Consider the following 26012-nt stretch of genomic DNA (forward strand, 5'->3'; position numbering starts at 1 on the left):
TCCGATCCAGTTCCTTCGCGGCTTCTCGGCCGTCATCGTCGTCATCGCGCACATCGTGTACTGGCAGAGTAAGACGATCGAATTCGGCCCGACGCTGCTCGCGGTCGTGCAGCATGTAGGGGATTTTGCCGTCTACATATTCTTCATTGTGAGCGGCTACATCATGGTGCAGACGACCAACTATGACGTCGTCGGCCTGCCCGCCGTGAAGCATTTTCTCATCAACAGACTCGTACGCGTCGTTCCGTTGTACTGGATCGCGACATTCGTCGAGCTTGGTTTGAACTCTCAGCACGGCAAAGGCCTGCAAATCGAGAAGCTTATCCACTCTCTATTCTTCGTTCCGCAGAGTGCGACGCCCGTGATGCGGCCGATTCTTGGCGTCGGTTGGACGCTGAACTACGAGATGTTCTTTTACGTGATGTTTGCGCTGTCGCTATTCCTGCCGCGCAAACGGGCCATCGCAGCGGTGCTAGGTGTTATCTGCATGCTCATTGCATTCGGCGGCTTTGCTAAACCGTGGTTCGCGTTAGGCCAACCGACGACGGCGGTCGCCTTCCTCACCGCGCCTCTGCTGCTGACTTTTGCGCTGGGCATGCTGCTGGGCGTGGTCGTCAGGCATGATGATAGCAACAGCCGCACCCATAGCAGTTCGTTCGTATTCGCTGTTCTTATGGCGCTCATCGCGCTCGATATCGTCGCGGCGACAATGTGGTTCGCCAACCAGATATCGCCTAACTTCTTGCCGCTTGTTGGCGTGAGCCTCGCCTTTGCAAGCGTCGCCTTTGCCGCCGTCACGGATATCGGAAAGCCCTCTCTTTTCGGACGAGCTCTCGTCGGGCTCGGTGGAGCCTCATACGCGCTCTATCTCTTCCACTTCTTCGCTATTGCGGCGGTTGGTCGTGCATGGAAGGCGTTCGGAATTACCGAAATGCCTTGGCTCTTCTCATTCTGCGCGATGGCGGCGGCGCTTGGCGTCGGCATTGCCGTGTACCGTCTGGTCGATGCGCCATTATCGCGTGCGCTGCGCCCATCGAGCCGTACCACGAAAGCTCAATCGCAGACGAATGTGGGCGCCGGCAATCCAGCCTTGTCAGTGTCATGATGAACGGTCCGCACATTGCATAGTCGAAAACGCGCCAACCGGCGCGCTAACTCGGAGAGAGCCATGCGCTATTCGACGTGGATGACAATCGAGAATTCGCCCCGCGCGATGGGCCTTTACCGGCGCTTCCGCCGTCTTCCGCCCAGCCTGCGGACCGCTGTGCGCTGGATCTCAATGCCACGCTGGGAAATCGCAACCGCGGTTGTCCACGCGCGAGCAAAAGACCGCGTATTGAGCGGACCATTCAAAGGCATGATGCTCAATCTATCTGCGCTCTCGCGGCGCAATCTGCTTGGATATTTACTTGGCTCGCAAGAGGCAGAGCTGAAAGACGTAGTCGAGACGATTGCCCGGCGCCCCTATACACGGATAATCAATGTCGGCGCGGCAGATGGCTACTACGCGGTTGGGCTACTCCGCCGCATGCCGAACACACGAGTCGTCGCTTTCGAGGCAATCCCCGAACATCATGCCGGCATCGAGCGAACCGCAATGCTGAACGGTGTGTGGTCGCGCATCGCGCTTCGTGGGCTTTGCCGCCAAGAAGACCTTTCCGTCGAGCTGGATAGTTCAGCCGGTGTGCCGCTCGTCGTTATGGATATCGAGGGTGGAGAAATGGAACTCCTCGATCCGGCCAAAACGCAGCAGCTCGCAACCAGCGACATTCTTGTCGAGACGCACGATGTTTTTGTTCCGGGCTGCACCGAAGAACTGGAACGCCGATTTGCCGCGACGCACAGTATCGAGCGTATAGTGGCGCGCCAACGGACGCTTACAGATTTTCCGCGCGACATGCTCCCCTCTCTCGCAGCCTACGCCCCGGGATTGGCCGTCGAGATGATGAACGAGCGGCGCGTCGGCACGCAAAGCTGGCTGTTCATGACGGCCCGCCAGTAGGCCGGGACACTAAGGCTTCGCGCGCCACACACGGACGTAGTCTACAAGCATTTCAGCCGAATGCGGCGCTTCGTCGAGCGGCCAACCGGCGCCAAGACCGAGATTTACGAGAACGTACATCGGTTGCCGATGCTGCTCGGGGGTGGGATTTCTCCACACTTCCTGACGATCGAAGAAGAAGCGCGTCCATTGCTCATCGATGAGTACACCGTATGTGTGGAAGTCTTCGTAGAGCGAACCGGCTTTGACCGATACGCGCTTATGAACAGTCGACGACTTCTTTGGCTCTTTGCGATCCCATACGTGAACGGACGCGGTGTACCGTTCGGGCGCGTGTCCGTAGTGCTCGACAACATCGATCTCCGAAGTATGCGTCGAGCGGTCAATACCGATCAACCAAAATGCCGGCCATAAACCTTTTCCGGCTGGAAATTTTGCCCTTACTTCAAAGTATCCGTACTTTTGCGAAAACCCATTTCCGGCCCGATCGACGGACGCTAGAAGGCCACTCTCCCATTTTCCGCTTTCGTTGCGCCGCGCTTCTATGCGCAGAATTCCATCTTTCGTCGTGAAGGGAAAACCCTCGCGCGGATTGACGAATTTTGCGTCCCCAAAATCGCCATTCCATGGCGTATGAGCGATCCATCGCGTACCCGGCCCCCATGGCGAAACACTAAGAGAATCGAACTGTTCGTCGAACGCAATCTCGTATTTGGCCAAGTCGAGCGCTGCATCGGCCCTCATCGAAACAGTCGTCGCGACAACGAAGGCGCATCCTAAGAGCATCTTCTTCATGATCATTCTCGCGTGCTACTTAATAAACCCAGATGCCCCAGTTTAATTTAGCACAGGACGATCGATTACAATTGCATTCGATTTGCGCAAGCATGCACCGTTTCTAAGCGCGGAGAAAACCGCGAAGCGAAGTATGTTACGAGCCGAACCCGGGATCACGAATGCTCGCACGCTTCCTCAAAGGATCTGTTTTCGGCGCACTCGCCGGCGCGGCGATCGCACTCGGCAGTTTCGCAAGCGGCGTCGTAATTGCGCGCTTACTTGGCGTGACGCAAACCGGACACGTCGCTTACGTCGTTTGGCTTGCGTTGCTTGTTGCGCCCATTATCGATCTCGGTTTCGCTGCGACTGTGGGGCGCTACATTCCCGCTTTGCGAGGAGCCGATGATGGCGAGCAGGTCCACGCAATCACGGGCTATCTCGCGCGACGGCTGGTCGCTGCATGCTGCCTATTTGTGGCCGCGGCGATCATTCTTCTTCTAATACTTGCCGACATCAATCGCCTCTCCGTCGCGGCGCCTCTCGCGATTGCAGGCGGCGCCGTTGTCGTCGCGCAGACTCTGGGTGCGTTCGCATACGCGTACTTCCGCGGAATTGTTTTCACGGAACGCGCGGCGCAATTTGCCATAGCGTCTTTCGCGCTCCAGTTCCTAGCAGTGGCAGGCGGAAGCTACGCATTTGGAGCAGTCGGCGCGGTCGGCAGCTACGCGGTCGCCATGGTGCTACCTGCTATCTTCGCGCTTTTTCTCACGGCGAAGTGGGGAACGGTCCCGCCGGATATGCGCAAGCGCATGCGGCGATACGCTTTGTTTGCTTGGGGCAGCAATATCGCGGGCGCATTGGTTTGGTCACGCGTTGAAGTATTCTTCCTCGAACGCTATTGGGGTCTCGACTCCGTCGGTCTTTTCGCTATTGCGCTGGCCCTCTCGGCGCTTGCGGCGCAAGGCCCAACACTCATGGCAAACGGCGTCCTCGCCTTCATGGCAGAGAAGCATGGCCGGAAAGACCAGGCGGGCGTCGGTGCGGCCTACTCCGCTGGCACACGCGCGATTGCGCTCATCGCGTTCCCGCTCTGCCTCAGTATGGTCGCTGCCATTCCGATTTTGTTGCCAGCCATTTATGGCAAAGCATTTACCGGGGCCGTGCCGGCCGCGATGATCATCGTCGCGGCAGCCGCGATTACGGTTCCGTCGATCATCGCAACCAACTTGGTCCAAGCCGCCGAGCGCAACGATTTCATTTTCGGCAGCTCGCTCGTGGGCGCTGCGGTTTCGATGCTTTGCGGCATCTTGCTGATCCCCCGATACGGTCTCGTCGGTGCCGCTCTATCACGAGCCGCCGTACAACTCGCACTCGTCGCTATCGGCGCAGTCTTCATTCATCGCGCGTTGGGATTTGCATTTCCAATACTCGCGCTCGTTCGAACCTTCGTTGCGGCACTCTTATCGTCGCTTGTGATCGCCGGATGCCTTTTGGCGACTGGTACGATCCTCGTTCTCGTCGCCGCGATTCCCCTCGCTATAGCGAGTTATCCGTTAACTCTGCGGCTGCTCGGCGTAGTGTCGTCGTCCGACGCAGCGCTGATGGCAAACGGCATCGCGCTTCTGCCGTCACAGCTGCGTCCGCTCTGTCATCGCGTCGTCCAATTTGTAGTCAGTTCGTCTAACGATGACGGATCTGATTTTCATGGCAAAGCCAGCCCACCATCACCTGCGTGAGGAGACACTCTTGCGTACTGCTACATCAATCGCGGCACTTCTCCTCTTCAGCACGATCGCCCCGGCCCTCGCCGACGGATATGTGCTGGGGCCACAGGATCGCGTGCGCATCAAGGTGATCGAGTGGCGCGCCGGCAAGAGCGAGTATCAAGAGTGGACTGCTCTCGGTGCCGACTACGCGGTCAACGCTGCTGGTCGTCTCTCACTTCCGCTCGTTGGCGAGATCGCGGCGGAAGGGAATACGACGGAACAGCTCGCGCAAACAATTGCCATTGAACTTCAGAAGCGGGCTGGCCTTATCAACCGGCCGGACGCTTCTGTTGAGGTTGTCCAGTATCGGCCGATCTATTTGCTCGGCAGCGTCGAGAAGCCCGGTGAATACGCTTATCGCCCCGGCCTCACAGTCCTCCAAGCAATCGGCGTCGCTGGCGGATTCTATCGGCCGAACGAAGGCGGCCTGCTGCGGCTCGAGCGCGACCGCATCGCTGCCGGTGGCAACTACGAGGCCGCTCGACTCGAGCTGAGGCGCACGATCGCGCGGCGCGCGCGCTTCGAAGCAGAACTTGCGGACGCCACAGCAATCGCGGTGCCGGAAGAGCTCGCCAAGGACGACCAAGCAGCGGGGCTGCTGCGCGAAGAGAGCGGCATCATGGCGGCGCGCTACGAAGCGCTTCGTTCGTCCCTGACCGCGATCGCCGAATTGCGCGATCTTTACAGCAAAGAAATCGCGCAGTTGGAGACAAAGAAGACAACGCAAGAACGGCAGATCGCTCTTTCCAAGCGCGAACTGAAAAACGTCTCGTCGCTGATGGAAAAAGGCCTGACTGTCTCGTCACGCGAGTTTACGCTCGAGAGGATTGTTTCCGAACTCGAAGGAAAACTGCTTGATATCGAATCGGCCACTACCCGCGCGCGCCAAGAACTGCGCAAACTCGAGCGCGATGCTGCCGATCTCGTCAAGGATCGGAAGGCCAAGACGGCGTCTGATTTGCGCGAAACGCGCGCGTCGATCGAATTGCTGACCGCGAAACTCGCCACCAACGCGTCCCTCGTTACCGAGGCGAGCGTAGTCGCCCCGCGTTTGGCGCTTGAACGCTCGTCCGCGAGCCTGCAAACGCCAGCATTTTCCGTTACGCGTCGCACCGGCGGTAAGGTTGTTCAAACGGCAGTCACGGAAACAAGCGTCGTCGAGCCAGGCGATGTGATCCGTGTCGAAATGGGCGGCGTAGCACCAGCCGCCCCGGGCGAACGCGCCGCCACTGACGGCGCGCCGTTCAATACGGCTACGATCAATCCTGAACCTGTGTCGAGGCCTCAGTAAGCGGCGATAGACCGGCCGCTGAAGCTGCGGTCAATACTGCGGCCTGCACGCCTGCGTCTGTGACTTTCTCTGAGTACAGACTCGCACAGCCATTGCAGAAATGCCCCTGTTGCACGCCGGCAGAACGGGGATTGGACGACATCGCACGCGCCATACGATAAGCCGTACCGCGATAAATTTCGCCGAACGTCGCGGTGCTGACGTCACCCAATGCTGTAATCGTCCCACCGTCGTAAATGTCGGACATACGGTACTTGCAACATCCGGCAATTTGGCCGTTGCTCAGCACGACGGCAGAAAAATACGGCCAGCTGCAGCGCGGAAGCGGCGACGGACCTTTCGGCGGTCCAGCAATAGGTTGCGCACCAGCGATCCATGGGGTTGTCGCGCCGCGCACGAAGTGGACTTCGTCAAAACCGAGGTCGCGGGCGAACTGGGCCACCAGCGGCTTTTCGTGACGATTGAAATCGAACACCAGGAATTGGAGCTGCAAACGCGGGAAGGCGCTTCCCTGCTTGCGTCGTTCTTCGACCAGCGCGCGGGCATTCTCGAAGATGAGGTCGAACTTGCCGCCGATCCGCTGGCGGCCAAATGTTTCTTTGGAGATCCCGTCGACGGCCACCAGCAGCGATTTCAAGCCGGACGACACGAGCGCCTCAATCGAGCGTTCGGAAAGCCTGACACTCAGATTGGTCGTTACGTAGGTGCTGAGCCCATGCTTCGCGGCGTATGCGATCATCTCGGGCAAAGCTGGGTTGAGTAGAGGCTCGCCCAGATTATAAAGCGAGAGGACAGCAGTGTGCCTCCACACTTCGTCGACGAGCTTTTCGAACAAAGGTTTCTTGAGAAGCCGCGGCTTGTGTGCAAATGGCGTGCCCTGGCCATGGATACAAACCGGGCAACTCATCTGGCACATCGGCGAAACGTCGACTTTGATGTGGATTGGGAAGCGCACCCAGTGCGGGCGCCTGAATATGAAGGCGAGGAGCGAGCGCCCCGCGTTCAAGCTTCGCGAGATTGAAACACCGTGCAAAAACAGCGTGAACTTACGCACGAACTGAACCAGTTCGTGAAAGCGCGGACTTGCTCCAGCTAACCAGCCGTCGTCCGCATCGATAATTCTCATCAGGCGCCTCACATTGACGTGAGCTAAGTTGCAAACGCGATGCCGCGATACATTGTGACAGTAAAATAACCGAGCTGGTTTGTAGAAGGGCTTTGTTGACGTCGTGCACGATACTTCACGAACCCGCCCGCGGTTTCTTTGTTCGAGCTTGCCATCCATTTAGCCAATGGCTTCCGGCTTTCTCGCGCTAGCCTGTGGTTAACGAAATTACTTCAGGCGGCCGATACGAATGTTTTTTGGTCGAGGCCACACGAGCGATCGAACGATGCGGCGGCGCGGTCGCGCAGACCGCGTCTGGGGCGCGGGATGGGAGGAGTTATCGCCGAGCGATTTTCTCTACCCGGTGAGTTGGGAAACCGTCGATGAAGACGAGCTCCTACTCTACGCAGCGAGCCTCGCGAAAGCAGAAAGAAACCCCACTTCACCTTTAGGCCCGGCGCAATATATGCGCGATGCCGTGAGTGCGCGCGTGTTTTACGTGAGCGAACGCTTTCAGCTTTTGCATTCTGATGCGACATCGAAAAGGCGTCGCGATGCGCTTGCCGAAGCTTTGGCCGTGGGAGCGTTCGGCCGCACGATGGACCCGCCGAACGCCGTGAATCGCGGCCGAGGATTGTGTCAAGAATGGTTCGAGGGTGACGCACTCGCTCATCCTTCGACGATCGTGGATCCGGATGTCGCGTATGAATTCGAGCTTGTCGTCTTGCGGTCAATGAGTATTGCCTGCGCCGAACATCGGACAACAGAAAGCTCCGAAGATCAGAAATTTGCGGCGCAGAGCTTCACACATGCGCTGCTCGTGTCTCTGCACTCGGGTTTGAACGCAGCTTACATCTACCCGCGATTTGCGCTCCGGCATCAAACTCTTTCGTTTGCCGCATGGCTTGGCTGGATCGATCGCGGGCGCTCCTGCTTTATGCCACCGTTCGTAGCGGAGTATGCCGTTGCTCTTCTAGAAAACGACGCGCCGGCAGCCGGTGAAATTGAAAGTGCGCTGCTCTACCAATACGCCGCAAAGTCACGCAGCGCGATATTGCGCGCAGCCAAACGCAGCCTCACGGGATGGGGTGGCACAATCGTCAGACCTCATCGCCCATGGTGGAGCGTGCGATCCGGTAAGCTGTCCGCAATTGTCGAGGACTTTGTCCGCGCCGAAACGCGAGAGTCGTATCTGAGCAGCCACGTTATCGGCATGCTGCCTGCCGAAGGAGCGCGGCCGTGAACGCTGTTGTGCTATTTTCGCTGCGAGAGAAGCGCCGCGCGAATGGCGACGATAAGTGCATAGCCAACTTGAGAGGCGATGAAACAGACGACGAGCTGCTTCATGACGTCGCCAAACGCCACGCCCGATTGAGCAAGGACAATTGTGTAGCCGAGCAACGCGCAGACGACGACGATCAGCAGGCCAACCACCCGCAAGCGCATCCCGCAGACAAAGCCTATTCCTGCGAATATCAAACCGGGCACCACCATGCGCGAACCTCCGGCCCCTCTCGCGGCGAAATCGATCGAACAACGGAGCGGCCGCATCTTGATACTATTGCAACGCGTATGGCTAACAAATCGTTAGCATCGGACCTCTGCGCGTCTGGTTCATCGTCATGCGGCACCGCAGCCTGGCCCAATCCCTCCGGCGGGCACGTGCACCGCACTTCAAAGCAAACTCATTGGAGTCGAACCCATGCGCCCAGCTGACGTACCGGTCATTATTCTATGCGGCGGTGAAGGCACCAGGCTTCGCGAAGAAACCGTGTCGCGACCCAAGCCATTGCTTGAGATCGGCTCGGAGCCGATTTTGCTGCACATCATGAAATTGTACGAGAGCTATGGCTTTCGCCGCTTCATATTGTGCCTTGGCTATCAGGGCGTGATGATCAAGGAGTATTTCCTCAATCGGGAAATGCGCTCTCGCGACATGAAGCTCGTGCTCAGCACCGGACAGCGATCGTTTCTCGGCCCCGACACGAAATCAGATTGGGAAGTGATTTTCGCTGAAACGGGAGCGAAGACGCAGACGGGCGGCCGCATTGCCCGCTGCGCGCAATACATCGACACGCCGACCTTCATGGTGACGTACGGCGACGGGCTCGCCGACATCCATCTCGGGGATCTGCTTGCCAGTCACCTCGCACACGGCGAAATCGGAACGGTGACTGGCGTTGGCGTCAACTCGCAGTTCGGCGAACTCAAGATCGAAGGAGAAAGAGTCGTCGGCTTTGCCGAGAAACCCGCAACGCAGTCGCTCATCAACGGCGGCTTCTTTGTGTTCCAAAAAGAGTTCCTCGATTATCTGTCGGTAGACTCCAATTGCATCCTCGAACGCGATCCGCTCGAGAAGCTCGCGCGCGAAGGAAAATTGAAGGTTCGTCGTCACGACGGCTTCTGGCGCTGCATGGATACGTTCAAGGATTACCAAGCACTCAACGAAGCGTATGCGGCCGGCATCGCACCGTGGACATCGTCCTGCGAGGACCGCATCAGTGAAAACGCGGCCTGAGCGCGCACTCGTCACCGGCGCGGCCGGCTTTGTCGGCACGCGGCTCTGCGAACGATTAACAGATCAAGGCTGGATTGTTGCAAAGCTGCTCCGACGCCGTCCTACAAGCGCATCAGTCATAGATCCGGCAACAACCTGGATCGACGGTGAAGATGCGTTGAGTGAACGGCTCGCCGCGTTCGCGCCGCACGTTATCTTCAACCTTGCCGGGTTCTCGCAGGTTGCCGAGGCAAGAACCAACCCAACGGCCACATTCGAAGCGAACGTCGCTTTCGTTTGGCGTTTGCTCGCAGCCGCGCAGACCCTTCCTCAGAAATCCGTCATCGTTCAAGCATCCTCAGTCGTTGTCTACGACCCGCTCGGGCACGGCCCCATGAGTGAAGACGAAGCAGTGCGCCCACATGGCGTTTACGCAGCATCGAAAGCGAGCGCAGAGATCATCTTGCGGAGCTTCGAACTGCCCACTGCTGTTGCGCGGTTGGGCAACATTTATGGGCCAGGCGATCGCAATACCGCACGGCTAATTCCTCATCTCGTCGCGCAATTTTCGGCGGGCCAGAACGCGTTCCTGCGCGAAGGCGGTGCGCAGCGAAGCTACCTACATGTCGAAGACGCCGTCGAAGCACTATGCGCGTTAGCCGAGCACGCTGGAAAAGCTGGAATACATTGCGAGACGTTCAATGTCGCCGGTTTGCGGCCCTACTCCAATCGCCAGATTGCCGAGATCGCACGCGACGTGAGTGGACGGCCAGACCTCAAGATAAACGTCGAGACGGAAACAGCTTCGGCAGCAAGGCCGATCTCAATCGAGCGGATTTCGAAGCAAGTCGGATGGGCGCCGCGCATCGAATTGCGCGATGGACTGCGCTCACTATTCAATGAGGGAGTTGCATTATGCGCCTGAGTTCCGCTCTTGAGATCTACCGCGGCCGCAAGGTTCTCGTAACCGGGCATACCGGCTTCAAGGGATCGTGGCTGTCGTTGTGGCTCGCGTCTCTCGGCGCCAACGTAGTCGGCCTGAGCAACGCAATTCCAACCGAGCCTAGTCTTTTCAAGACGATAGATATTGATCTGAAGGATGATCGCAGGTCCGACATTCGCGACCTTTCGACAACGCGATCCATCGTCGATCAGACCCGCCCGGAGATCATCTTTCACCTCGCGGCCCAGCCCATCGTGCGGACCGCCTTGACCGACCCATTTAACACGATCGGCGTTAACGTCATGGGTGTTGCCGCAATACTCGAGGCAGCGCGTTCAGTTCCAGGCGTCCGCGGCGTCGTGATCGTCACGAGCGACAAGGTGTATCGCGATCGGCCGCTACCAACTGCTTACCGCGAGGACGATACACTGGGTGGTCACGAGCCGTACGGCTCCAGCAAGGCAGCGGCAGAAATCATTTCGGAAATCTACACGCACGCGAATTTCCACGCCGGGGCGCAATCGCGGAACATTCCGTCCGTCATCACCGCCCGAGCCGGTAATGTCATCGGCGGCGGCGATTGGGCGCCTTACCGGCTCATCCCCGATACCGTAAACGCCATCCTCGAACAACGCGACATCGTCCTGCGCTACCCGCATTCGACACGGCCATGGCAGCACGTTCTCGAGCCGCTTGGTGGATATCTCTTGCTCGGCCAGCGCATCCTCGCGGGCCTTTCCGCACCACGCAGCGTGAACTTCGGCCCATCCGATACTCCGCTGCCAGTGATGAAACTGACCGAACAATTCCTCTCTGTTTGGGGATCGTCCAACACGAAAATTGTCGTAGAAGAAGACCGCTCACGCGTCGAGGCTGCGATGCTCGCGGTCGACTCGAGCCTCGCTCACGAAACGCTCGGATGGCATCCGACATGGAATGCGGAACGCGCCGTCAGCGAAACGGCGCGCTGGTACCGCGAATGGGCCGCCGGCTCCGCCATGACGGACATTTGCCTGCAGCAGATTGCGGACTACTCGCTTGACGCAGAACAGCGCAGCGCTGCACACGCAATCGCAGCAGCCTAAACCACTTTTCTCATCACGGCGACATCGCTCGCTGGATGGGACACCGGCTGGCCGCACACCACTGCACGCAGTATCTCTTCGAATGTCGTGACCTGATGCTCAATCGAAATCCCCGGTCGCCGCGAATACTTCAGAGCCGCAGTCGATAGCTGCCGATACCGTTCCGGATCATCCCAAATCGAACGGATCGCCGAGGCCCAACGGTCCGGGTGATCGTTTGCCGGCAAAACAACACCACCGGGACCAACGGATTCACGCAAACCTCCCCGATCACTCGCGACCACGGGGATGCCACTGAAGTGAGCCTCGGTAACGACACGCCCCCATGTTTCCGCTTCCCACTGGCTCGGCACGAGAAGAATTTGGGTGTCGCGATAAACATCTTTCATGTCGCTGTTCTCGCGAAACGTCACGTTCGGAAGCTTCGCAATGCGCGCTTTAAGCAGGCGTCCCTCGCGCAGTCCAAGCGGCCATCCTTTGACGAAGCAGAACGCAATGTCAGGCAGTCGCTCGGCAACATTCAGCGCGAGATCGACGCCTTTCACCGGAACCGGATTGATCAACGTGACGTAACGTCCGTTGCGTTCGGTTCGATAGCGTTCCGCGCGATGCACGGGCGGAATCGCGCGTGTGACGATGCCATGCTTTGCACGGAAACGATCGGCGACAAATTCGGAGATCGAGAGAAAGCCAGAAACAGGCAGCACGCCGACCGGCCCCGACTGACAAGGCCAAGAATCGAAGCCGAGACCGTGCATGTAGACCAACACAGGAACATCGCGTTGAGCGAAGGCTGCCGCAACGCGTGTCGGATCGCCATTGTGAATGACGACGACATCGGGTTTGGGCAAATCGGTGATCACTGCCGCCAAGTCACGCACACGGATGACTTCATAACCAAGCGAGCGGTCGGAGATGTCCTCACCAAGCCATCTTTTGATTTGCGTCTTGAGACCGAAGCCGTCGCGGTATGACAGCCGGGTCAAGACCGTGACTGCATGTCCGCGCTGCATCAACTCGACAGCAAGTTCGTGCGTATTGACTTCGACACCACCGCGTACTTGCGGCAGATACGGCGTACCACTCAGCAGGACAATCCGCATGCGCTGTTAGCCTGGGTTCCGTAACGTTTCGATTGAGATCGACTGCCGACATTCTCTGGCAAATTCCAAGCCAGCTTACTGTGGTAGTCGCGACCAAGCTCACTTGTGCCAAAATCGGTGCGGATACGAGCGGCAGCTGTCTGCCTTCAACAATCCACGTCAACAGCCCCGCATACTCCAAATGGGGGCTGGCTAAAGTTTCCGCGGTTGGGTTTGATAAGTATCGCGCCTCAACACACAACAATGGGGCGCACACGGGTTGGGGGGAACTAGGCCGATATGACGGGCGGTGAACTGCCGGATGAACCGGGTTACTATTGGGCGAAGTTGATCAAGCCTTCCGGCATGCCCAAGCAAGACGATTGGCGATCCATCGACTGGGAGATCGTGCACGTCGTCATGAACGACGCTCGCGGCCAATCACCGTCAGAAAGGTTCGCCGTGTTCATTCCCGGCGTCGCCCCCATGCAGCAGATCGATGATCTCGAGTGGGGCCCACGTATCGCCGAGCATCCGCCTAGCTGAACTGCACGCGATAAATAGCTAACGGTTCGACTGGCTCAACCTGTCCCGCAACTTGAACCGCATGATCTTGCCGGACCCCGTGCGGGGGATATCGGCAACGAAGTGCACGGCTTCCGGCACCTTGTAAGCCGAGAGATGCTTGCGGCAATGCGCCAGCAAATCGTCCGCCTTCAGGTCATCACCGTCCTTCTTCGCGACGAAGATGATCGGCACTTCGCCGAGAGATTGATGCGGGATGCCGATCACCGCGCAATCGGCGACGCCGTCGAACTGGCTCGCGACTTCTTCGATCTCGGCCGGCGCGATGTTTTGGCCACCGCGGATGATGAGTTCTTTCAGCCGCCCCGTGATGGTGAGAAAGCCATTCTCGTCGGCGCGGGCAAGATCGCCCGTGTGATACCAGCCGTCACGCAGCGCCGCAGCCGTTTCGGCCGGTTTGTTGTGATAGCCGAGCATCAGATTCGGCCCGCGTACGATCAGCTCACCTTCGGCACCAGCATCGACATCGCGACGCGTTGCCGGATCGACAATACGCACCGCGAGCCCAGGCACCGGAAAACCGCACGAGCCGAGCACGCGGCCTCCCTTCGGCCAATTCGACGTGACCATCGTCGCGGTTTCGGTGATGCCGTATCCGTCAAGTAAGCGAACACCGAAGCGATCTTCAAACTCGCGATTGAGCGTTGCGGGCATGATTGCGCCGGCCGACACGCACAATCGCAATCCTGGAAGTTTCTGGCCCGGTTCTGCCGCCTGCACGAGATAGTGAAACATCGTCGGCACACCGGGCATGAACGTAAAACGTCCTTCACCGAGCAAGCGCAACGCGTCCTTGGTCGAGAACTTCTCCATTAGGTGTTCGCTCGCGCCGATCGCAAGGACGCTCAGCACCGAGAGGTTGAGCGCGTAGGAGTGGAAAAGCGGCAAAGGTGAAAGGATGACATCGTTTGCAGTGATTCCGTAGATCGGCCCCCAGCATGCGGCTGTGATCCAGAGCATTGAGTGCAACGACAGCAGCACGCCCTTCGCGCGGCCGGTGGTACCGGACGTGTAGACGATGAACGATGCCTCGTGCATGCGCTCGGGATCGCGAGGTGCTTCAGCCTCCTGCGTCAGAAGATCTGCGAGACGGACACCATCTTGCTTCGCTCCGCGATCGACCAGGATCAATATCAACGGTCGCGCACCGGCAGCGCGGCGCACCAACTCGGCACGCTCATCCGTCGTCACGACGATGCGGCAATCGCTGTCTTCGATCCGGTAAGCGACTTCGGGCTCCGTCGCCTCATACGAGATCGGCACGCTGACTGCGCCTGCGCGCAGCGTCGCGAAACACGTCTGTATCCATGCAATCGAGTTCGGCAGAAACACCGCGACCGCACTGCCGACAGCCGCGCCTTGCGCCTGGAGATGACCCGCGAGGCGCGCCGTCGTCTGATCGAGCGCTGCGTAAGTTATCGCGCCACCGGCGTCCGTATACGCCACCTTGTCGCCACGCAATTTGGCCTGCCGTTTTAGCAGCGTCGGAACTGAAGCGATGAAGTCGGTCTGCAGCATTGTCGTTCTCGTCCGTCGATCGCGCTACCAGCGCCTCACACCATGCTGTAACCGCCCGAAATGCTGATCGTCTGACCGGTAATCCAGCCGCCGGCATCGGACGCAAGCAGAGCAACAGCCGGCGCGACGTCGCTCGGCAAGCCGAGCCGTCGTGTGGGGTATAGCTTCACAAGCTTCTCGCGGTTGGCGTCGACAAACGCCTTGTCATGCGGCGTCTCGACCAGACCAAGCGAGATCGTATTCGCCGTCACACCGAAGCGGCCCATCTCCCGCGCCAGCGACTTCACGAGGCCGACAACGCCGGCGCGTGCGGCCGCGACGATCGAAAGACCCGACTCTCCGACGCGTGACGAGTCGCCGATCAGCGCAATGATCCGGCCGTTTCCGGATTTCTCCAGATGCGGTGCCGCCGCATGGCAGATGTGAATCGCTCCGTAGAGGCAAGCATCGATCTGCATCTTCCAGTCTGCCGGCGTCGTCTCGGAAAAACGTTGGCGCTTGGCCAAACCGGCATTGTTCACGACGATGTCGAGCCGCCCGAAATCGGCGACGATCTTCTCGATCATCTGCTGCACGGCGGCGAGATCCGCGATGTCCGCGCCGTAGGCGATCGCGCGCCCGCCATTCGCCGTGACCTCGTCGACGACCTCCTTCGCCTGATCGGCTGATGATCGGTAGTTGACCGCAACAGCAGCACCGTCTGCGGCAAGCGCATTGACAATCTCGCGGCCGACGCCGTTCGCGCCTCCCGTCACCAGCGCAACGCGGCCCTTCAGATTCAAGTTCATCGTCATTCTCCTTGCGATTGCGCAGCCTGCATCAAACGGAACAACCGCTCCGGCGTGACAGGCAATTCGTTGATCTCGATTCCATACGGCGACAGCGCATCCGCCAATGCATTGGCGATTGCGGCAGGCGCTCCGATTGTGCCGCCCTCGCCCATCCCGCGGAACCCGTTCACGGTGCCGGGTAGCTCGGCCTCGATATGCGCGATGCCGATGTGAGGGATTTCGCTCGCGGCCGGAACAACATAATCGGCGAGACTCGCCGAAATGCATTGGCCGTCGGCATCGTAGACGACCTCTTCGTAGAGCGCGGCGCCGATGCCTTGCGCCACTGCGCCATGAACTTGGCCGTCGACGATCATCGGATTGATGATGCGGCCGCAATCTTCGGCGACGAAATATTTGTCGAGGCGAATTTTGTAGGTTTTCGGATCTATCTCGAGCGTGCAGATATGTGTCGCCGATGTCGCGGTGCCGAAGAACGGGTCATACACCTTCGTGCTCTCCATCTCCTCACGCGCATCCTTCGGCAAACGGCCCATCTCGGAGTAGATCGCTTTGGCGAGCTGCTTGAACGTCACCGATCGGTCGGTGCCGGAGACCGATACGATCCCGTGCTCGACCGAAATGTCCGCCTCCGCAGCTTCAAGCACGTGCGAAGCCGCGCGCAGCACCTTCTGCTTCAAATCACGTGACGCGAGCGTGGCGGCGCCGCCTGCTATCACGGCACCACGGCTGGCGTAAGTGCCGGTGCTGTGTGCGACCGCGGAGCTGTCGCCTTGCAGGATTTGAACGTCCTCGATGCGGCATCCGAGTTCGTCGGCGATCACTTGCGAGAGCGTCGTCTCGAGCCCCTGCCCGTGCGACGCGACGCCGAACGAGCCGGTGACGCTTCCCGTCGAGTCGAGCCTGATCGTCGCCTGCTCGGTGCCTGTGTTGATCGGCATTCCAGGCGCCGCGGAAATGCGCGAGCCGATGCCGGTAAGTTCCGCGTAAGTCGCGATGCCGATGCCGAGGATGCGGCCTTCCGTCCTGGCCTTCGCTTGCGCGGCACGCAACGCCGTGTAGTCGACCGCATCGAGCGCTATCTCGAGGCTTTCCGTGAAGGCCGAGCGATCCCATACGAGACCCGACGCGACCTTGTAAGGAAACTCATGCGGCTGCACGAGATTCCGTCGGCGCATGTCTGCCGGATCAATGCCGAGCTCGCGCGCCGCCATGTCGATAAGGCGTTCCATGGCGAACGTCGCGGGCGGGCGTCCGACGCCGCGATAAGGCCCAGTCGGCGCTTTCGACGTCGAGACCGCGCGAACGCGGCCCCGATAATTGGCGATCTTGTACGGACCGGGCAAAAAGCTGACGACCTGGATTGGCTCGATAGCCGCCGTCCAAGGATAGATCGAATACGCGCCGACATCGCCGATGACATCGGCTGTCAGCGCAAGAATGTTGCCGTTCTCATCGACGCCCATCTCAGCGCAGATGATCTCGTCGAAACCTTGACTGGTTGAAATCAAATCTTCGAGCCGATCGCTGGTCCAGCGCACACAGCGGCCGAGACGCTTGGCGAGCACCGAGACAAGGACTTCCTCCTGATAGAGCGATGCCTTGCCACCGAAGCCACCGCCGACATCGGGCGCGACCACGCGGACGCTGTGGCCCGGCAATTCGAGCACTTCGCTCAAGAGATCGCGCAGAATTCCCGGCACCTGGGTCGACGAGGTGAGCGTCAGCGCCCTGCGGCCACGATCGTATTCGGCAACGTAGGAGCGCGGCTCCATCGCCAGCGGCGTCTTGCGATGCATGCGGAAACGCGCTTTGACGCGCACAGCCGACAGCATGAGCTCGTGCTCGACGTCGCCTCGCTTGAACTCACGCGCGGCCAGCACATTGGTTCCGGCACTCTCGTGCAAGAGCGGCGATCCTGGCTCGACCGCAGCTTCCGGATCGGTGACGCGGCCGAGTTCCCCGAACGTAATCTCGACGGCCTCTAAGGCATCCTCCGCAAGATATCGGCTATCCGCCAACACGGCGACGATCGGCTCGCCGACGAACCGCACCTTGTCTTTCGCGAGCGGACGCAACGGCGTCGGCACATAGTCCTTCATGCGCGACGTCGCTTGGATCAGCGGAACATTGGCAAAATCGTCGGCAGTCAGTACCGCGAAAACACCCGGCATCGCGGCAGCGGCTTCGGTATCGATCGAGACGATCCGGGCATGCGATTGATCACTGCGGCGGAAGGCAACATGAAGTGCGCGCGGCGTCTGCCGGTCGTCCGCATACGAACCTTGCCCGGTCAGCAGCCGTGGGTCTTCGACACGCTTGATGCGCGCACCGATATTCTTCGGCCGCACACCCCGTACGAGCCCTGGCGCTGCGCGATCACTCATAGGCGTCGGCACCCTTCCTCAAGGTCTGCCACTGCGCGTCATCGTGCCCGCACAACACCGTCGCGCCGCGCGCCTCGATGCGCTTCACTTCGGCGATCGACTGCGCCGAGACTTCGGCATTCCACATATTCTTGGGCATCACGTCGCGATCGAGCATCGCGCGCACGCTCACGGTATCGGAGGCAAGGAGGAATGTGCCGTCGCGATCGAGATTGACCAGCGCGCCGACGATGCCGGGCGTGTGCCCGGGCAATGGCACACAGACGATCTTGCTGTCGCCAAAGACATCGTGCTGTTGGTCGATCACTTGCCGCAGATTTGGATGATCCCACTCGGTCGGCAGATATCCCTTCTGCGCTGCGTCGGGCGCTTGCGCGGCTTCGAGTTCCTTCGCGTGAACCAGCATCGTCGCCTTGCGGAAGAAGACATTGCAGCCGCAATGATCCGGATGGAAATGCGAACAGATTACGAGGTCAATATCGTCTGGCTTAACGCCGACACATTGAAGACTCGTGATGACGTTTTCTTCGGGCGGCGCGACCGGCGTCATCATGCGCGCCATCCCGCCCCATCGCGCTGCAGCCTGTTCCGGGCCCTCCGCGACAGACGGATGGCAACCGCTGTCGAACATGACGTTGCCTTGCGGGTGACGCAACAGAAACGCCGAGACCGGCAGGTCGATCATCTCGCTCTTGTCGGCGTCCGTAAAATAGATGTTGCGGCGCATCCGCAAACGGCCGCCCGCGAGGACATGCATCTTCATGCGGCGCGCTCCTTCTTCGGCACGACGCTACGCAGGGCTTCCACGATGTGTTGATAGCCGGTACAGCGGCAGAGATTGCCGGAAAGGCCCTCGCGAATCTGGTCGTCACTAGCCAGCGGATATTTCTTGAGCAGGTCCATGCATGTCATCAGCATGCCGGGCGTGCAAAAGCCGCACTGCAGGCCGTGGCAGGTGCGGAACGCCTCCTGCAGCGGCGATAGCTTTTCGGCCGATCCAAGAGACTCGACCGTCTCGATGATGGCGCCGTCCGTTTGCACGGCCAGCGTCAGACAAGCCCGAACGCTGTCGCCGTCGAGAAGGATGGTGCAGGCCCCACACACCCCGTGCTCGCACCCGACATGCGTTCCGGTCAGCCCAAGCTCGTGTCGTAGAAAATCGCTCAGCAGCATGCGCGGCTCAACGCGAGCGCGCACGGTGCAGCCATTGATCGTGACTGCGATATCGTGTTCGGCCGTCAAGCAGAGACCTCCTCGGCGCACCGCCACGCTTTGACGAGAACGCGTTCCGCGATCGCCTCGACGAGATGGCGGCGATAATCCGCGGACGCTTTCAAGTCGGTGTTGGGCTGTACGATCGTGCGCATGCTTGCGGCCGAGCTGCGCATCAGGTCCACGGTCGGCGTCTGGCCGGCGAGTTCGGCTTCGACATCGCGAAACCGTAGCGGCGTTTCGTCAACTCCCATCGCAGCGATGCGAACGTCTTCGATCTTTCCATCGCGGAGCGACACCAGCGCGGCAACAGCCGCGATCGCGAAATCGCCGGAGCGTTGGGCAAACTCTTCGAAGGCCCAGCCGGTCCGCGCCGGCAATTTCGGAAAGACGATGTCGGTAACGAATTCGTCTTCTTCAAGCGCGCTGGTAAGCGGCGCGACGAAAAAATCCGCTGCTGCAATCGTACGGTTCTCCCGCTTGGCGCGGACCTCGATCTCGGCATCGAGCAGCATTGCCATCATAGGCAGTTCTGCTGCCGGGTCGGCGTGCGACAGGCTGCCGCCGATCGTGCCCCGATTGCGGATCGCAAGATGCGCGACATGGCTCATCGCTTCCGAGAGCACGGGAAAATGACCGGCAACAATCGGAGACATCTCCAACGTATGGTGTCGCGTGCGGGCGCCGACGCGGAGGCGGCCCGCTTCTTCCACAACCGATCCAAGATCCGGGATGCGGTTGATGTCGATCAACAGCGCCGGCCTCAACATGCGAAAATTGAGCAACGTCATCAGACTTTGACCGCCCGCGATGATCTTCGCTTCGCCGCCATGTTCGGCGAGCAACGACACGACTTCGTCGATGCTCTCCGGTCTCACATACTCGAAGGCAGCGGGTTTCATGCTCAGCGCCCCCGAAAATTCGGTTTGCGCTTCTGTGCGAAGGCGTCGCGGCCTTCACGATAATCATCGCTATCGGCGGCGCCCGCGATGATGCGCTCGGCCTTTGCGCGGTCGAACGCCTCCTCGTATGCGAGCCCGTTCAGCAACCACTTGGCGCCGGCGACCGAAAGCGGCGCGCTCTCACTCATCGTAGCGGCGAAAGTGTTGGCAACCTCGATCGCGTCAGCGCCGACACGATCGACGAAACCGATGCGGGACGCTTCCGCCGCATCGAGACGTTCCGCCGAAAAGAGAATGCGCTTCGCGCGCGGCAGTCCGACGATGGATAGCAGACGTTGTGTCGAGCGAACGCCATACACAATCGATAGCTTCGCGGCGGGAATCCCGATCTTCGCGCTCGCATCCGCAACGCGGAAGTCACATGCCATCGCAAGATGGCACCCGCCGCCAAGGCAATAGCCATGCAACGCCGCAATCGTCGGCTTGGTCGCCGATTGGATCGCGTTACTGCATTCGTCGACGGCCTCCTCGTAGACGGCGGCCTGCGCCGCGTCGGCGCGCACAGTGCCGAATTCCGAGATATCCGCCCCGGTCGAGAAATCATCGCCGGCGCCCGTGAGGATGATAACTCCGACGTCGGGATCGGCGGATAGATTGCGAAAGTAGCTTGCCATGGCGCGCCACATCGACAGCGTCATTGCGTTGCGCGAGGCCGGACGGTTGATCGTCAGCGTCGCTATGCGGTTCGCGATGTTCAGTTCGATAGTCGCCATCATGCTTCCAAGTGCTCGCCGGGACAGAGGACCACTCGGCCCCGGCTTTACAATTAGCCTTTCTTGACCAGCGGGCATGTGCTTTCGCTCAAGGGGCGAAATGCTTCGGCCGCCGGAATGATTTCGAGAAGCTTGTAGTAGTCCCACTTGCCTTTCGATTCCTCGGGCTTCTTCACCTGGTAGACGTACATGTCGTGAACCATACGGCCGTCTTCCCGAATGCGGCCGCCCTTGGCGAAGAAATCGTTGATCGGCGTCTCGCGCATCTTCGCCATGACGGCCTTGGCATCGTCCGTACCGGCGGCCTGGATCGCCTTGAGATAATGCATGGTCGACGAGTAGTCGCCGGCATCGCCCATATGCGGCATGCGCTTCATGCGCTCGAAGAAGCGCTTCGACCACGCACGTGTCTCGTCATCGCGATCCCAGTAGAACCCGTTGGTGAGCACCAAACCTTGCGCATTCTCCAAGCCGAGCGCTTCGATGTCGGTGATCCACACCAGCAGGCCGGCAAGCGTTTGGCCGCCCTTGTCGATGCCGAATTCATGCGCCGACTTCATCGCGTTAATGAAGACGGTGCCGGAGCCGGCGAGCGCGACGACTTTCGCTTTCGAAGCTTGCGCCTGGAGCAGGAACGACGACTGATCGAGGGCCGCGATCGGGTAACGCACAGCGCCCGTAACTTGCCCGCCGAGGCCTTTCACGATCGCGCTGGTATCCGCCTCGAGCGCGTGGCCGAACGCATAGTCAGCCGTAAGGAAGTACCAGGACGTACCGCCCTTCTTCACCAAAGCGCTGCCGGTGCCTTTAGCAAGCGCGTATGTGTCGTAAGCGTAGTGAATGCTGTTCGGCGTGCAGCCATCGCCGGTGATGCGCGACGACCCCGATCCGTTGACGATTGCGACCTTGTTCTTGTCTTTCGCAATCAGCGCAACGCTCAGCGCGATTCCCGAATTGATCAGGTTCGCGATCATGTCGACCTTTTCGGCGTCGTACCATTCACGCGCTTTGCCGGAAGCGACGTCCGGCTTGTTCTGGTGATCGGCAACGATCAGCTCGATCGGCTTATCCAGCACTTTGCCGCCGAAGTCTTCGATCGCCATCCGCACCGCGGTGACCGATCCCTCGCCCGATTCGTGCGAGAATTGCCCGGACATGTCGGTCAGCACACCGATCTTGACGACATTGTCTGAAATGCCTTGGGCCGCCGACGGCCCTATTCCCATCAGTGCGGCCAGCACAACTGCGGCCGATGAAGCGAGAACCCGCATGATGTCCCTCCCCAGAGACGTTTTTTGCTTTTCTGAGGTCCAGAACGGCGACTTGCTTAACTGGACTGTTTAGACATGCATAACTAGACTGATGAAATTTGCGGAGTCAAGCCGCGAGGTGCTATGCCGCACATGCGGTCGAGCCGGATCGCGAGGCGGCAAAGCTTGGACCACATTCGGAAAGTTCGGCAGATGGACACGCGCGCGCAGAATATGCCGCGGGCCGCGAAGCCTATTGCGGCGCCACCGCGCACCAAACCGGCGCACGTTAAGCCGGCGCGCTATCGCGAACGAAATTGCTCGGTCGCGCGAACGATCGACATCATCTCGGATGCCTGGGGCTTTCTCATCATTCGCGAGGCCTTCTTTCAGGCACGCAGCTTTGAGAGTTTTCGCTCCGCGTTGGGCATTCCGCGCGCGACGCTTACGCACCGTCTGCGCAAACTCACGAAGCAGGGAATTTTCCATCAAGTCGCCGCAACGAAAGGCGCGAGACGTAAAGAATACCGCCTGACGCGAATGGGATTCGATCTCTACCCTACCTTCATCGCGCTCATGCAGTTCGGCGATCGCTGGCTATCCGGCAAGGTGAAGCCGCCGTTGACACTGGTGCATCAGCCGTGCGGCTGCGAAAGCCATCCCATCGTGGCCTGCTCTGCCTGCGTTACCGAAGTCGATGCGCGCAGTGTTGCGTATCGCGATGGCCCTGGCGCCGGGCAGACACTGGCGAAACCAGGTCGCGCGGCGCGACGATCGTCGGACGACAGCAAATTCATGGTCGGCCGGCCGAGCTCGGTGTCGCGCGCGCTGCAGATCATCGGCGACAAGTGGACTTTCATGGTCGCGCGCGAAGCCTTCTTCGGCGTCCGCCGCTATGATCGCATCCAAGCACATCTCGGTGTCGCACCGAACATTCTGACTGACCGGCTTTCGCGCTTGGTTCAGAACGGCGTTTTCGACCGGAGGCTCTATCAAGACTCGCCGGCCCGGCACGAATACGTGCTCACAGCGATGGGACGCGACCTCTACGGGCCGTTCATCGCGATGTTGGCGTGGGGCGACCGCTGGCTTGGCAAAGGAAGGCCCCCTCTTATTCTGACTCACGCAGCCTGCGGCCACGACTTCGATCCCGCAGTGATTTGCGATCAATGCCGCAAGCCGATCAACGCCGGCGAGATGCAATATCGCTTGCGCTACGATCCGGCCGTATTCGGCGCCGCCGGACCGCTCAATGTTGCGGACTAATTGTGCAGCTTCTCGATTCATGAGAAGCCGCTCGTTCTTCAGAGAAATCTAGACAAGACGTCGCGCCGAAAAGACGATGGCGCATGCCAGCATGACAACAGAATGTGCAACACAATCGCATTTTGAATGAAAAGCGCGTGCGATGTTGCCTCGCATACATCGCGCGACTGGAAATACATTCGAGTCGATCACTGCACCAATTGTATTCGACTTTCCTTGCAGCTCATGTCGCTTCGTCAACGAGAAACCACCAGCCGCACAGTGGCAGAGTGACGATACGCGATGGAGCATGTTGTTCCGCGATCTTGCCGAACAAGGACGCGAGCGTCCGACCGAGAACGGTATTCGACCTCACGCGAACACCTGACCAGCACACACATTTGCGTTTCAATCTGCGATCTTGACGGCCTGTGATCGAATACGCTGCGGCCAAGTCAAGCCGCAATATTTTTCGTCTGGCGTATTTTCATCGCGAAATGGACGTGGGATGCTTCGCGCAAGCGACCGACTATGCGTCGCAACGGGAAACGCATGGGGCCTCTCTCGCACCTTGCCGCAAGCGATTGCGTATCGCTGCCTGTCGGCGTGATCGAACCAACTCTTCGATCGGGTGAGCAATGACGCTCGTTCTCGACAACGTCAGCAAGATCGTTGTCGACGAGAAGCATCTCGACTCGATCTCTTTGACGCTGCAGCGCGGCGCGCTGAATGTCCTGCTCGGCGCGACGCTCGCCGGCAAAACGAGCCTCATGCGCATCATGGCGGGGCTTGATCTTCCGACATCCGGCCGCGTTTTGATGGACGATGCAGACGTCACCGGTGTCCCGGTGCGCAAGCGCAGCGTCGCGATGGTCTACCAGCAGTTCATCAATTATCCATCGCTCAGCGTCTTCGAGAATATGGCGTCGCCGCTTCGTGTGCGAGGCGTGGCAAAGACCGTCATCGTTGAACGCGTTCACGCAACCGCGCGCCTCCTCCGGCTTGAGCCTTATCTCAAGCGCAGTCCGCTCGAACTCTCGGGCGGGCAACAACAACGCACGGCGATTGCGCGCGCCCTGCTGCGCGATGCCGACCTTGTCTTGATGGACGAGCCGCTCGCTAATCTCGACTACAAGCTTCGTGAAGAGTTGCGCGAAGAGTTACCGCGCATCTTTCAGGCCTCGGGCGCGATCTTCGTCTACGCAACGACGGAGCCGGCCGAAGCATTAATGCTCGGCGGCTTCACGGCGACGTTGCACGAAGGCTGCTTGACGCAATTCGGCCCGACCTCGGACGTCTACCGGAGGCCTCACGACATCATCACGACCGAAGTCTTCTCGGACCCGCCGCTCAACACGATCGACGTGACGAAAAGCGGCGCGACCTTGAGCTTCGGAGACTTCGGCACGGTCGCGGCAGGACGTTTCGCGCATCTGCCGGATACGAATTACCGCCTCGGCTTTCGCGCTCATCAACTGTCGCTCGATCCGCTCGACGACAATACGCTGCGCATACCGGCGACGGTACGCGTGTCCGAGATCACGGGCGCGGAAAGCTACGTCCACATCGTCGCGGCCAATCACGCGTTCGTCGCGTTGGCACCGGGCGTGCGGCGCCTCGAGCCCGATCAAGCAATCACCGCCTGGGTCGATCCGCAGAACGCTTACCTCTTCGACAGTCACGGCAAGCTCGCCGCAGCGCCCGCGGAGGCGCGCCGATGACGACGATCACGCTAGAGAACCTCGCACAATCTTATCTCAAATCGCCAAGTAAAGCCGATGAAGATTGGGCGTTGAAAGAGACCAATTTCACGTTCCGTCACGGCGGCGCCTACGCGCTGCTTGGCCCCTCCGGCTGCGGCAAGACGACATTGCTCAACATCATCTCGGGCCTTGTGGTGCCGACGCGAGGCCGATTGAAGTTCGGCGACCGCGACGTGACGCACGCGTCGACGGTGTCGCGCAATATCTCGCAAGTGTTTCAGTTCCCGGTCGTCTACGACACGATGACGGTCGGCGAAAACCTCGCCTTCCCGCTCCGCAATCGCGGCGTCGCGGCCGACAAGATCAAACAGCGAGTCGGTCAAATCGCAGAGCTGCTCGATCTCACAGCCGTGCTGGACAAGAAAGCGCGGAACCTCACGCCGGACGCCAGGCAGAAGATTTCGCTCGGCCGCGGTTTGGTCCGCTCGGATGTGTCCGCGATACTGTTCGACGAGCCGCTGACCGTGATCGACCCGGCGCTGAAGTGGGAATTGCGTTCAACGCTGAAAGCCGTGCACCGCGAACTCGACGTGACGATGGTCTATGTCACGCATGATCAGACCGAAGCGCTGACCTTCGCCGATACAGTCGTCGTCATGTCGGATGGCCGCGTGCTGCAGAGCGGCAACGCGGAAGAACTTTACGAGCGGCCCGCGCACACATTCGTCGGCAATTTCATCGGCTCACCCGGGATGAATTTCGTGCCCGCCAAGGTCTCGGGCCGTAGCGCCGATATCGCCGGAACCGCCATCGCGCTTCCGCATACTTACGCGGCGATGAGCGACGCCGTCGAACTCGGCGTCCGCCCGAACTACGCCCGATTGGCCGAGGCCGGCAGCGGCATTCCGGCACGTCTCATTCGCATCGAGGATCTCGGCCGTATGCGCCTCGCACGCGTGCGGATCGCGGACCGTACGCTCTCCGTCACAGTGCCGGACGGCATGACGCCCGAGAGCGAAACCGCAGGCGTCATCTTCGATACGCCGCGCATCAATGTCTATTCAGGCGGGCGCCTCGTTGCGCCGGACGGAGCCTGAC

At 59.9% G+C, this 26012-nt stretch carries 24 protein-coding genes; 12 read left to right on the forward strand and 12 right to left on the reverse strand.

Annotation, left to right across the window (positions count from 1 at the left end):
• Positions 1–55: 55 nt before the first annotated feature.
• Positions 56–1105: an acyltransferase family protein gene (locus tag GJW30_RS20160; RefSeq protein ID WP_245408574.1), complete on the forward strand. Its 1050-nt coding sequence runs from the start codon at positions 56–58 to the stop codon at positions 1103–1105.
• Between the two features lie 63 nt (positions 1106–1168).
• On the forward strand, positions 1169–2002 hold the full coding sequence (locus GJW30_RS20165; protein ID WP_096358177.1) for a class I SAM-dependent methyltransferase: 834 nt from the start codon (positions 1169–1171) through the stop codon (positions 2000–2002).
• 9 nt (positions 2003–2011) lie between these two features.
• Here GJW30_RS20165 and GJW30_RS20170 read toward each other — a convergent pair whose 3' ends face one another.
• Positions 2012–2797 (reverse strand): glycoside hydrolase family 16 protein, encoded by a 786-nt coding sequence (locus GJW30_RS20170; protein WP_245408575.1) that lies wholly within the window; start codon positions 2795–2797, stop codon positions 2012–2014.
• Between the two features lie 161 nt (positions 2798–2958).
• Here GJW30_RS20170 and GJW30_RS20175 point away from each other — a divergent pair, with 161 nt between their 5' ends.
• Positions 2959–4515: an oligosaccharide flippase family protein gene (locus GJW30_RS20175; protein ID WP_096358178.1), complete on the forward strand. Its 1557-nt coding sequence runs from the start codon at positions 2959–2961 to the stop codon at positions 4513–4515.
• Positions 4484–5836 carry a polysaccharide biosynthesis/export family protein gene (locus GJW30_RS20180; RefSeq protein WP_157746801.1) on the forward strand — a complete coding sequence of 451 codons (1353 nt, stop codon included), beginning with the start codon at positions 4484–4486 and terminating at the stop codon, positions 5834–5836. Before GJW30_RS20175 ends, GJW30_RS20180 begins: the two co-directional genes overlap by 32 nt.
• Here the strand turns inward: GJW30_RS20180 and GJW30_RS20185 are convergent.
• On the reverse strand, positions 5805–6962 hold the full coding sequence (locus GJW30_RS20185) for a radical SAM/SPASM domain-containing protein (RefSeq protein ID WP_165391591.1): 1158 nt from the start codon (positions 6960–6962) through the stop codon (positions 5805–5807). The genes GJW30_RS20180 and GJW30_RS20185 overlap by 32 nt on opposite strands.
• Before the next feature lie 265 nt (positions 6963–7227).
• On the opposite strand from GJW30_RS20185, the gene GJW30_RS20190 reads away from it, so the two are divergent.
• On the forward strand, positions 7228–8184 hold the full coding sequence (locus tag GJW30_RS20190) for a hypothetical protein (protein ID WP_130364604.1): 957 nt from the start codon (positions 7228–7230) through the stop codon (positions 8182–8184).
• 11 nt (positions 8185–8195) lie between these two features.
• Here the strand turns inward: GJW30_RS20190 and GJW30_RS20195 are convergent, their stop codons facing one another.
• The gene (locus tag GJW30_RS20195; protein WP_130364606.1) at positions 8196–8435 is read right to left on the reverse strand and encodes a hypothetical protein; all 240 of its coding nucleotides are present in this window, start codon (positions 8433–8435) and stop codon (positions 8196–8198) included.
• Between the two features lie 277 nt (positions 8436–8712).
• Between GJW30_RS20195 and GJW30_RS20200 the strand changes: the two genes are divergently transcribed.
• From GJW30_RS20200 to rfbG, 3 genes are read left to right on the forward strand one after another with little or no spacing between them, the layout of a single operon-like run.
• Positions 8713–9459 carry a sugar phosphate nucleotidyltransferase gene (locus tag GJW30_RS20200; protein WP_245408576.1) on the forward strand — a complete coding sequence of 249 codons (747 nt, stop codon included), beginning with the start codon at positions 8713–8715 and terminating at the stop codon, positions 9457–9459.
• Positions 9443–10363: an NAD-dependent epimerase/dehydratase family protein gene (locus tag GJW30_RS20205; protein ID WP_157746802.1), complete on the forward strand. Its 921-nt coding sequence runs from the start codon at positions 9443–9445 to the stop codon at positions 10361–10363. The genes GJW30_RS20200 and GJW30_RS20205 overlap by 17 nt, the downstream gene beginning before the upstream one ends.
• On the forward strand, positions 10354–11466 hold the full coding sequence (gene rfbG, locus GJW30_RS20210) for a CDP-glucose 4,6-dehydratase (protein WP_096358184.1): 1113 nt from the start codon (positions 10354–10356) through the stop codon (positions 11464–11466). The genes GJW30_RS20205 and rfbG overlap by 10 nt, the downstream gene beginning before the upstream one ends.
• Here rfbG and GJW30_RS20215 read toward each other — a convergent pair.
• Positions 11463–12569, reverse strand: a complete 1107-nt coding sequence (locus GJW30_RS20215) for a glycosyltransferase (RefSeq protein ID WP_096358185.1) — start codon at positions 12567–12569, stop codon at positions 11463–11465. The genes rfbG and GJW30_RS20215 overlap by 4 nt on opposite strands.
• A 279-nt stretch (positions 12570–12848) precedes the next feature.
• On the opposite strand from GJW30_RS20215, the gene GJW30_RS20220 reads away from it, so the two are divergent.
• Positions 12849–13094, forward strand: coding sequence for a hypothetical protein (locus tag GJW30_RS20220; protein ID WP_096358186.1), 246 nt, complete (start codon positions 12849–12851; stop codon positions 13092–13094).
• An 18-nt stretch (positions 13095–13112) separates the two neighbouring features.
• Here GJW30_RS20220 and GJW30_RS20225 read toward each other — a convergent pair whose 3' ends face one another.
• From GJW30_RS20225 to GJW30_RS20260, 8 genes are read right to left on the reverse strand one after another with little or no spacing between them, the layout of a single operon-like run.
• Entirely contained in the window at positions 13113–14651 is a 1539-nt protein-coding gene (locus GJW30_RS20225) for a class I adenylate-forming enzyme family protein (protein WP_096358187.1), read from the reverse strand.
• 35 nt (positions 14652–14686) lie between these two features.
• Entirely contained in the window at positions 14687–15439 is a 753-nt protein-coding gene (locus GJW30_RS20230; protein WP_096358961.1) for an SDR family NAD(P)-dependent oxidoreductase, read from the reverse strand.
• 2 nt (positions 15440–15441) lie between these two features.
• Entirely contained in the window at positions 15442–17829 is a 2388-nt protein-coding gene (locus GJW30_RS20235; protein WP_096358188.1) for a xanthine dehydrogenase family protein molybdopterin-binding subunit, read from the reverse strand.
• Positions 17822–18592, reverse strand: coding sequence for an N-acyl homoserine lactonase family protein (locus GJW30_RS20240; protein ID WP_096358189.1), 771 nt, complete (start codon positions 18590–18592; stop codon positions 17822–17824). The genes GJW30_RS20235 and GJW30_RS20240 overlap by 8 nt, the downstream gene beginning before the upstream one ends.
• Entirely contained in the window at positions 18589–19071 is a 483-nt protein-coding gene (locus tag GJW30_RS20245) for a (2Fe-2S)-binding protein (protein ID WP_096358190.1), read from the reverse strand. The genes GJW30_RS20240 and GJW30_RS20245 overlap by 4 nt, the downstream gene beginning before the upstream one ends.
• Positions 19068–19943 (reverse strand): FAD binding domain-containing protein, encoded by an 876-nt coding sequence (locus GJW30_RS20250; RefSeq protein ID WP_096358191.1) that lies wholly within the window; start codon positions 19941–19943, stop codon positions 19068–19070. Before GJW30_RS20250 ends, GJW30_RS20245 begins: the two co-directional genes overlap by 4 nt.
• Before the next feature lie 2 nt (positions 19944–19945).
• Complete coding sequence (locus tag GJW30_RS20255; protein WP_096358192.1) at positions 19946–20716, reverse strand: enoyl-CoA hydratase-related protein; 771 nt, start codon at positions 20714–20716, stop codon at positions 19946–19948.
• Between the two features lie 53 nt (positions 20717–20769).
• Entirely contained in the window at positions 20770–21987 is a 1218-nt protein-coding gene (locus GJW30_RS20260; protein ID WP_096358193.1) for an ABC transporter substrate-binding protein, read from the reverse strand.
• 192 nt (positions 21988–22179) lie between these two features.
• Between GJW30_RS20260 and GJW30_RS20265 the strand changes: the two genes are divergently transcribed.
• The 3 genes from GJW30_RS20265 (at position 22180) to GJW30_RS20275 (ending at position 26011) form a co-directional block, all read left to right on the forward strand.
• Positions 22180–23232: a winged helix-turn-helix transcriptional regulator gene (locus tag GJW30_RS20265; protein WP_096358194.1), complete on the forward strand. Its 1053-nt coding sequence runs from the start codon at positions 22180–22182 to the stop codon at positions 23230–23232.
• 617 nt (positions 23233–23849) lie between these two features.
• Positions 23850–24932 (forward strand): ABC transporter ATP-binding protein, encoded by a 1083-nt coding sequence (locus GJW30_RS20270; protein ID WP_096358195.1) that lies wholly within the window; start codon positions 23850–23852, stop codon positions 24930–24932.
• On the forward strand, positions 24929–26011 hold the full coding sequence (locus GJW30_RS20275; protein WP_096358196.1) for an ABC transporter ATP-binding protein: 1083 nt from the start codon (positions 24929–24931) through the stop codon (positions 26009–26011). The genes GJW30_RS20270 and GJW30_RS20275 overlap by 4 nt, the downstream gene beginning before the upstream one ends.
• Position 26012: the final 1 nt, after the last annotated feature.

The organism is Variibacter gotjawalensis (genome assembly GCF_002355335.1).
GTDB lineage: Bacteria > Pseudomonadota > Alphaproteobacteria > Rhizobiales > Xanthobacteraceae > Variibacter > Variibacter gotjawalensis.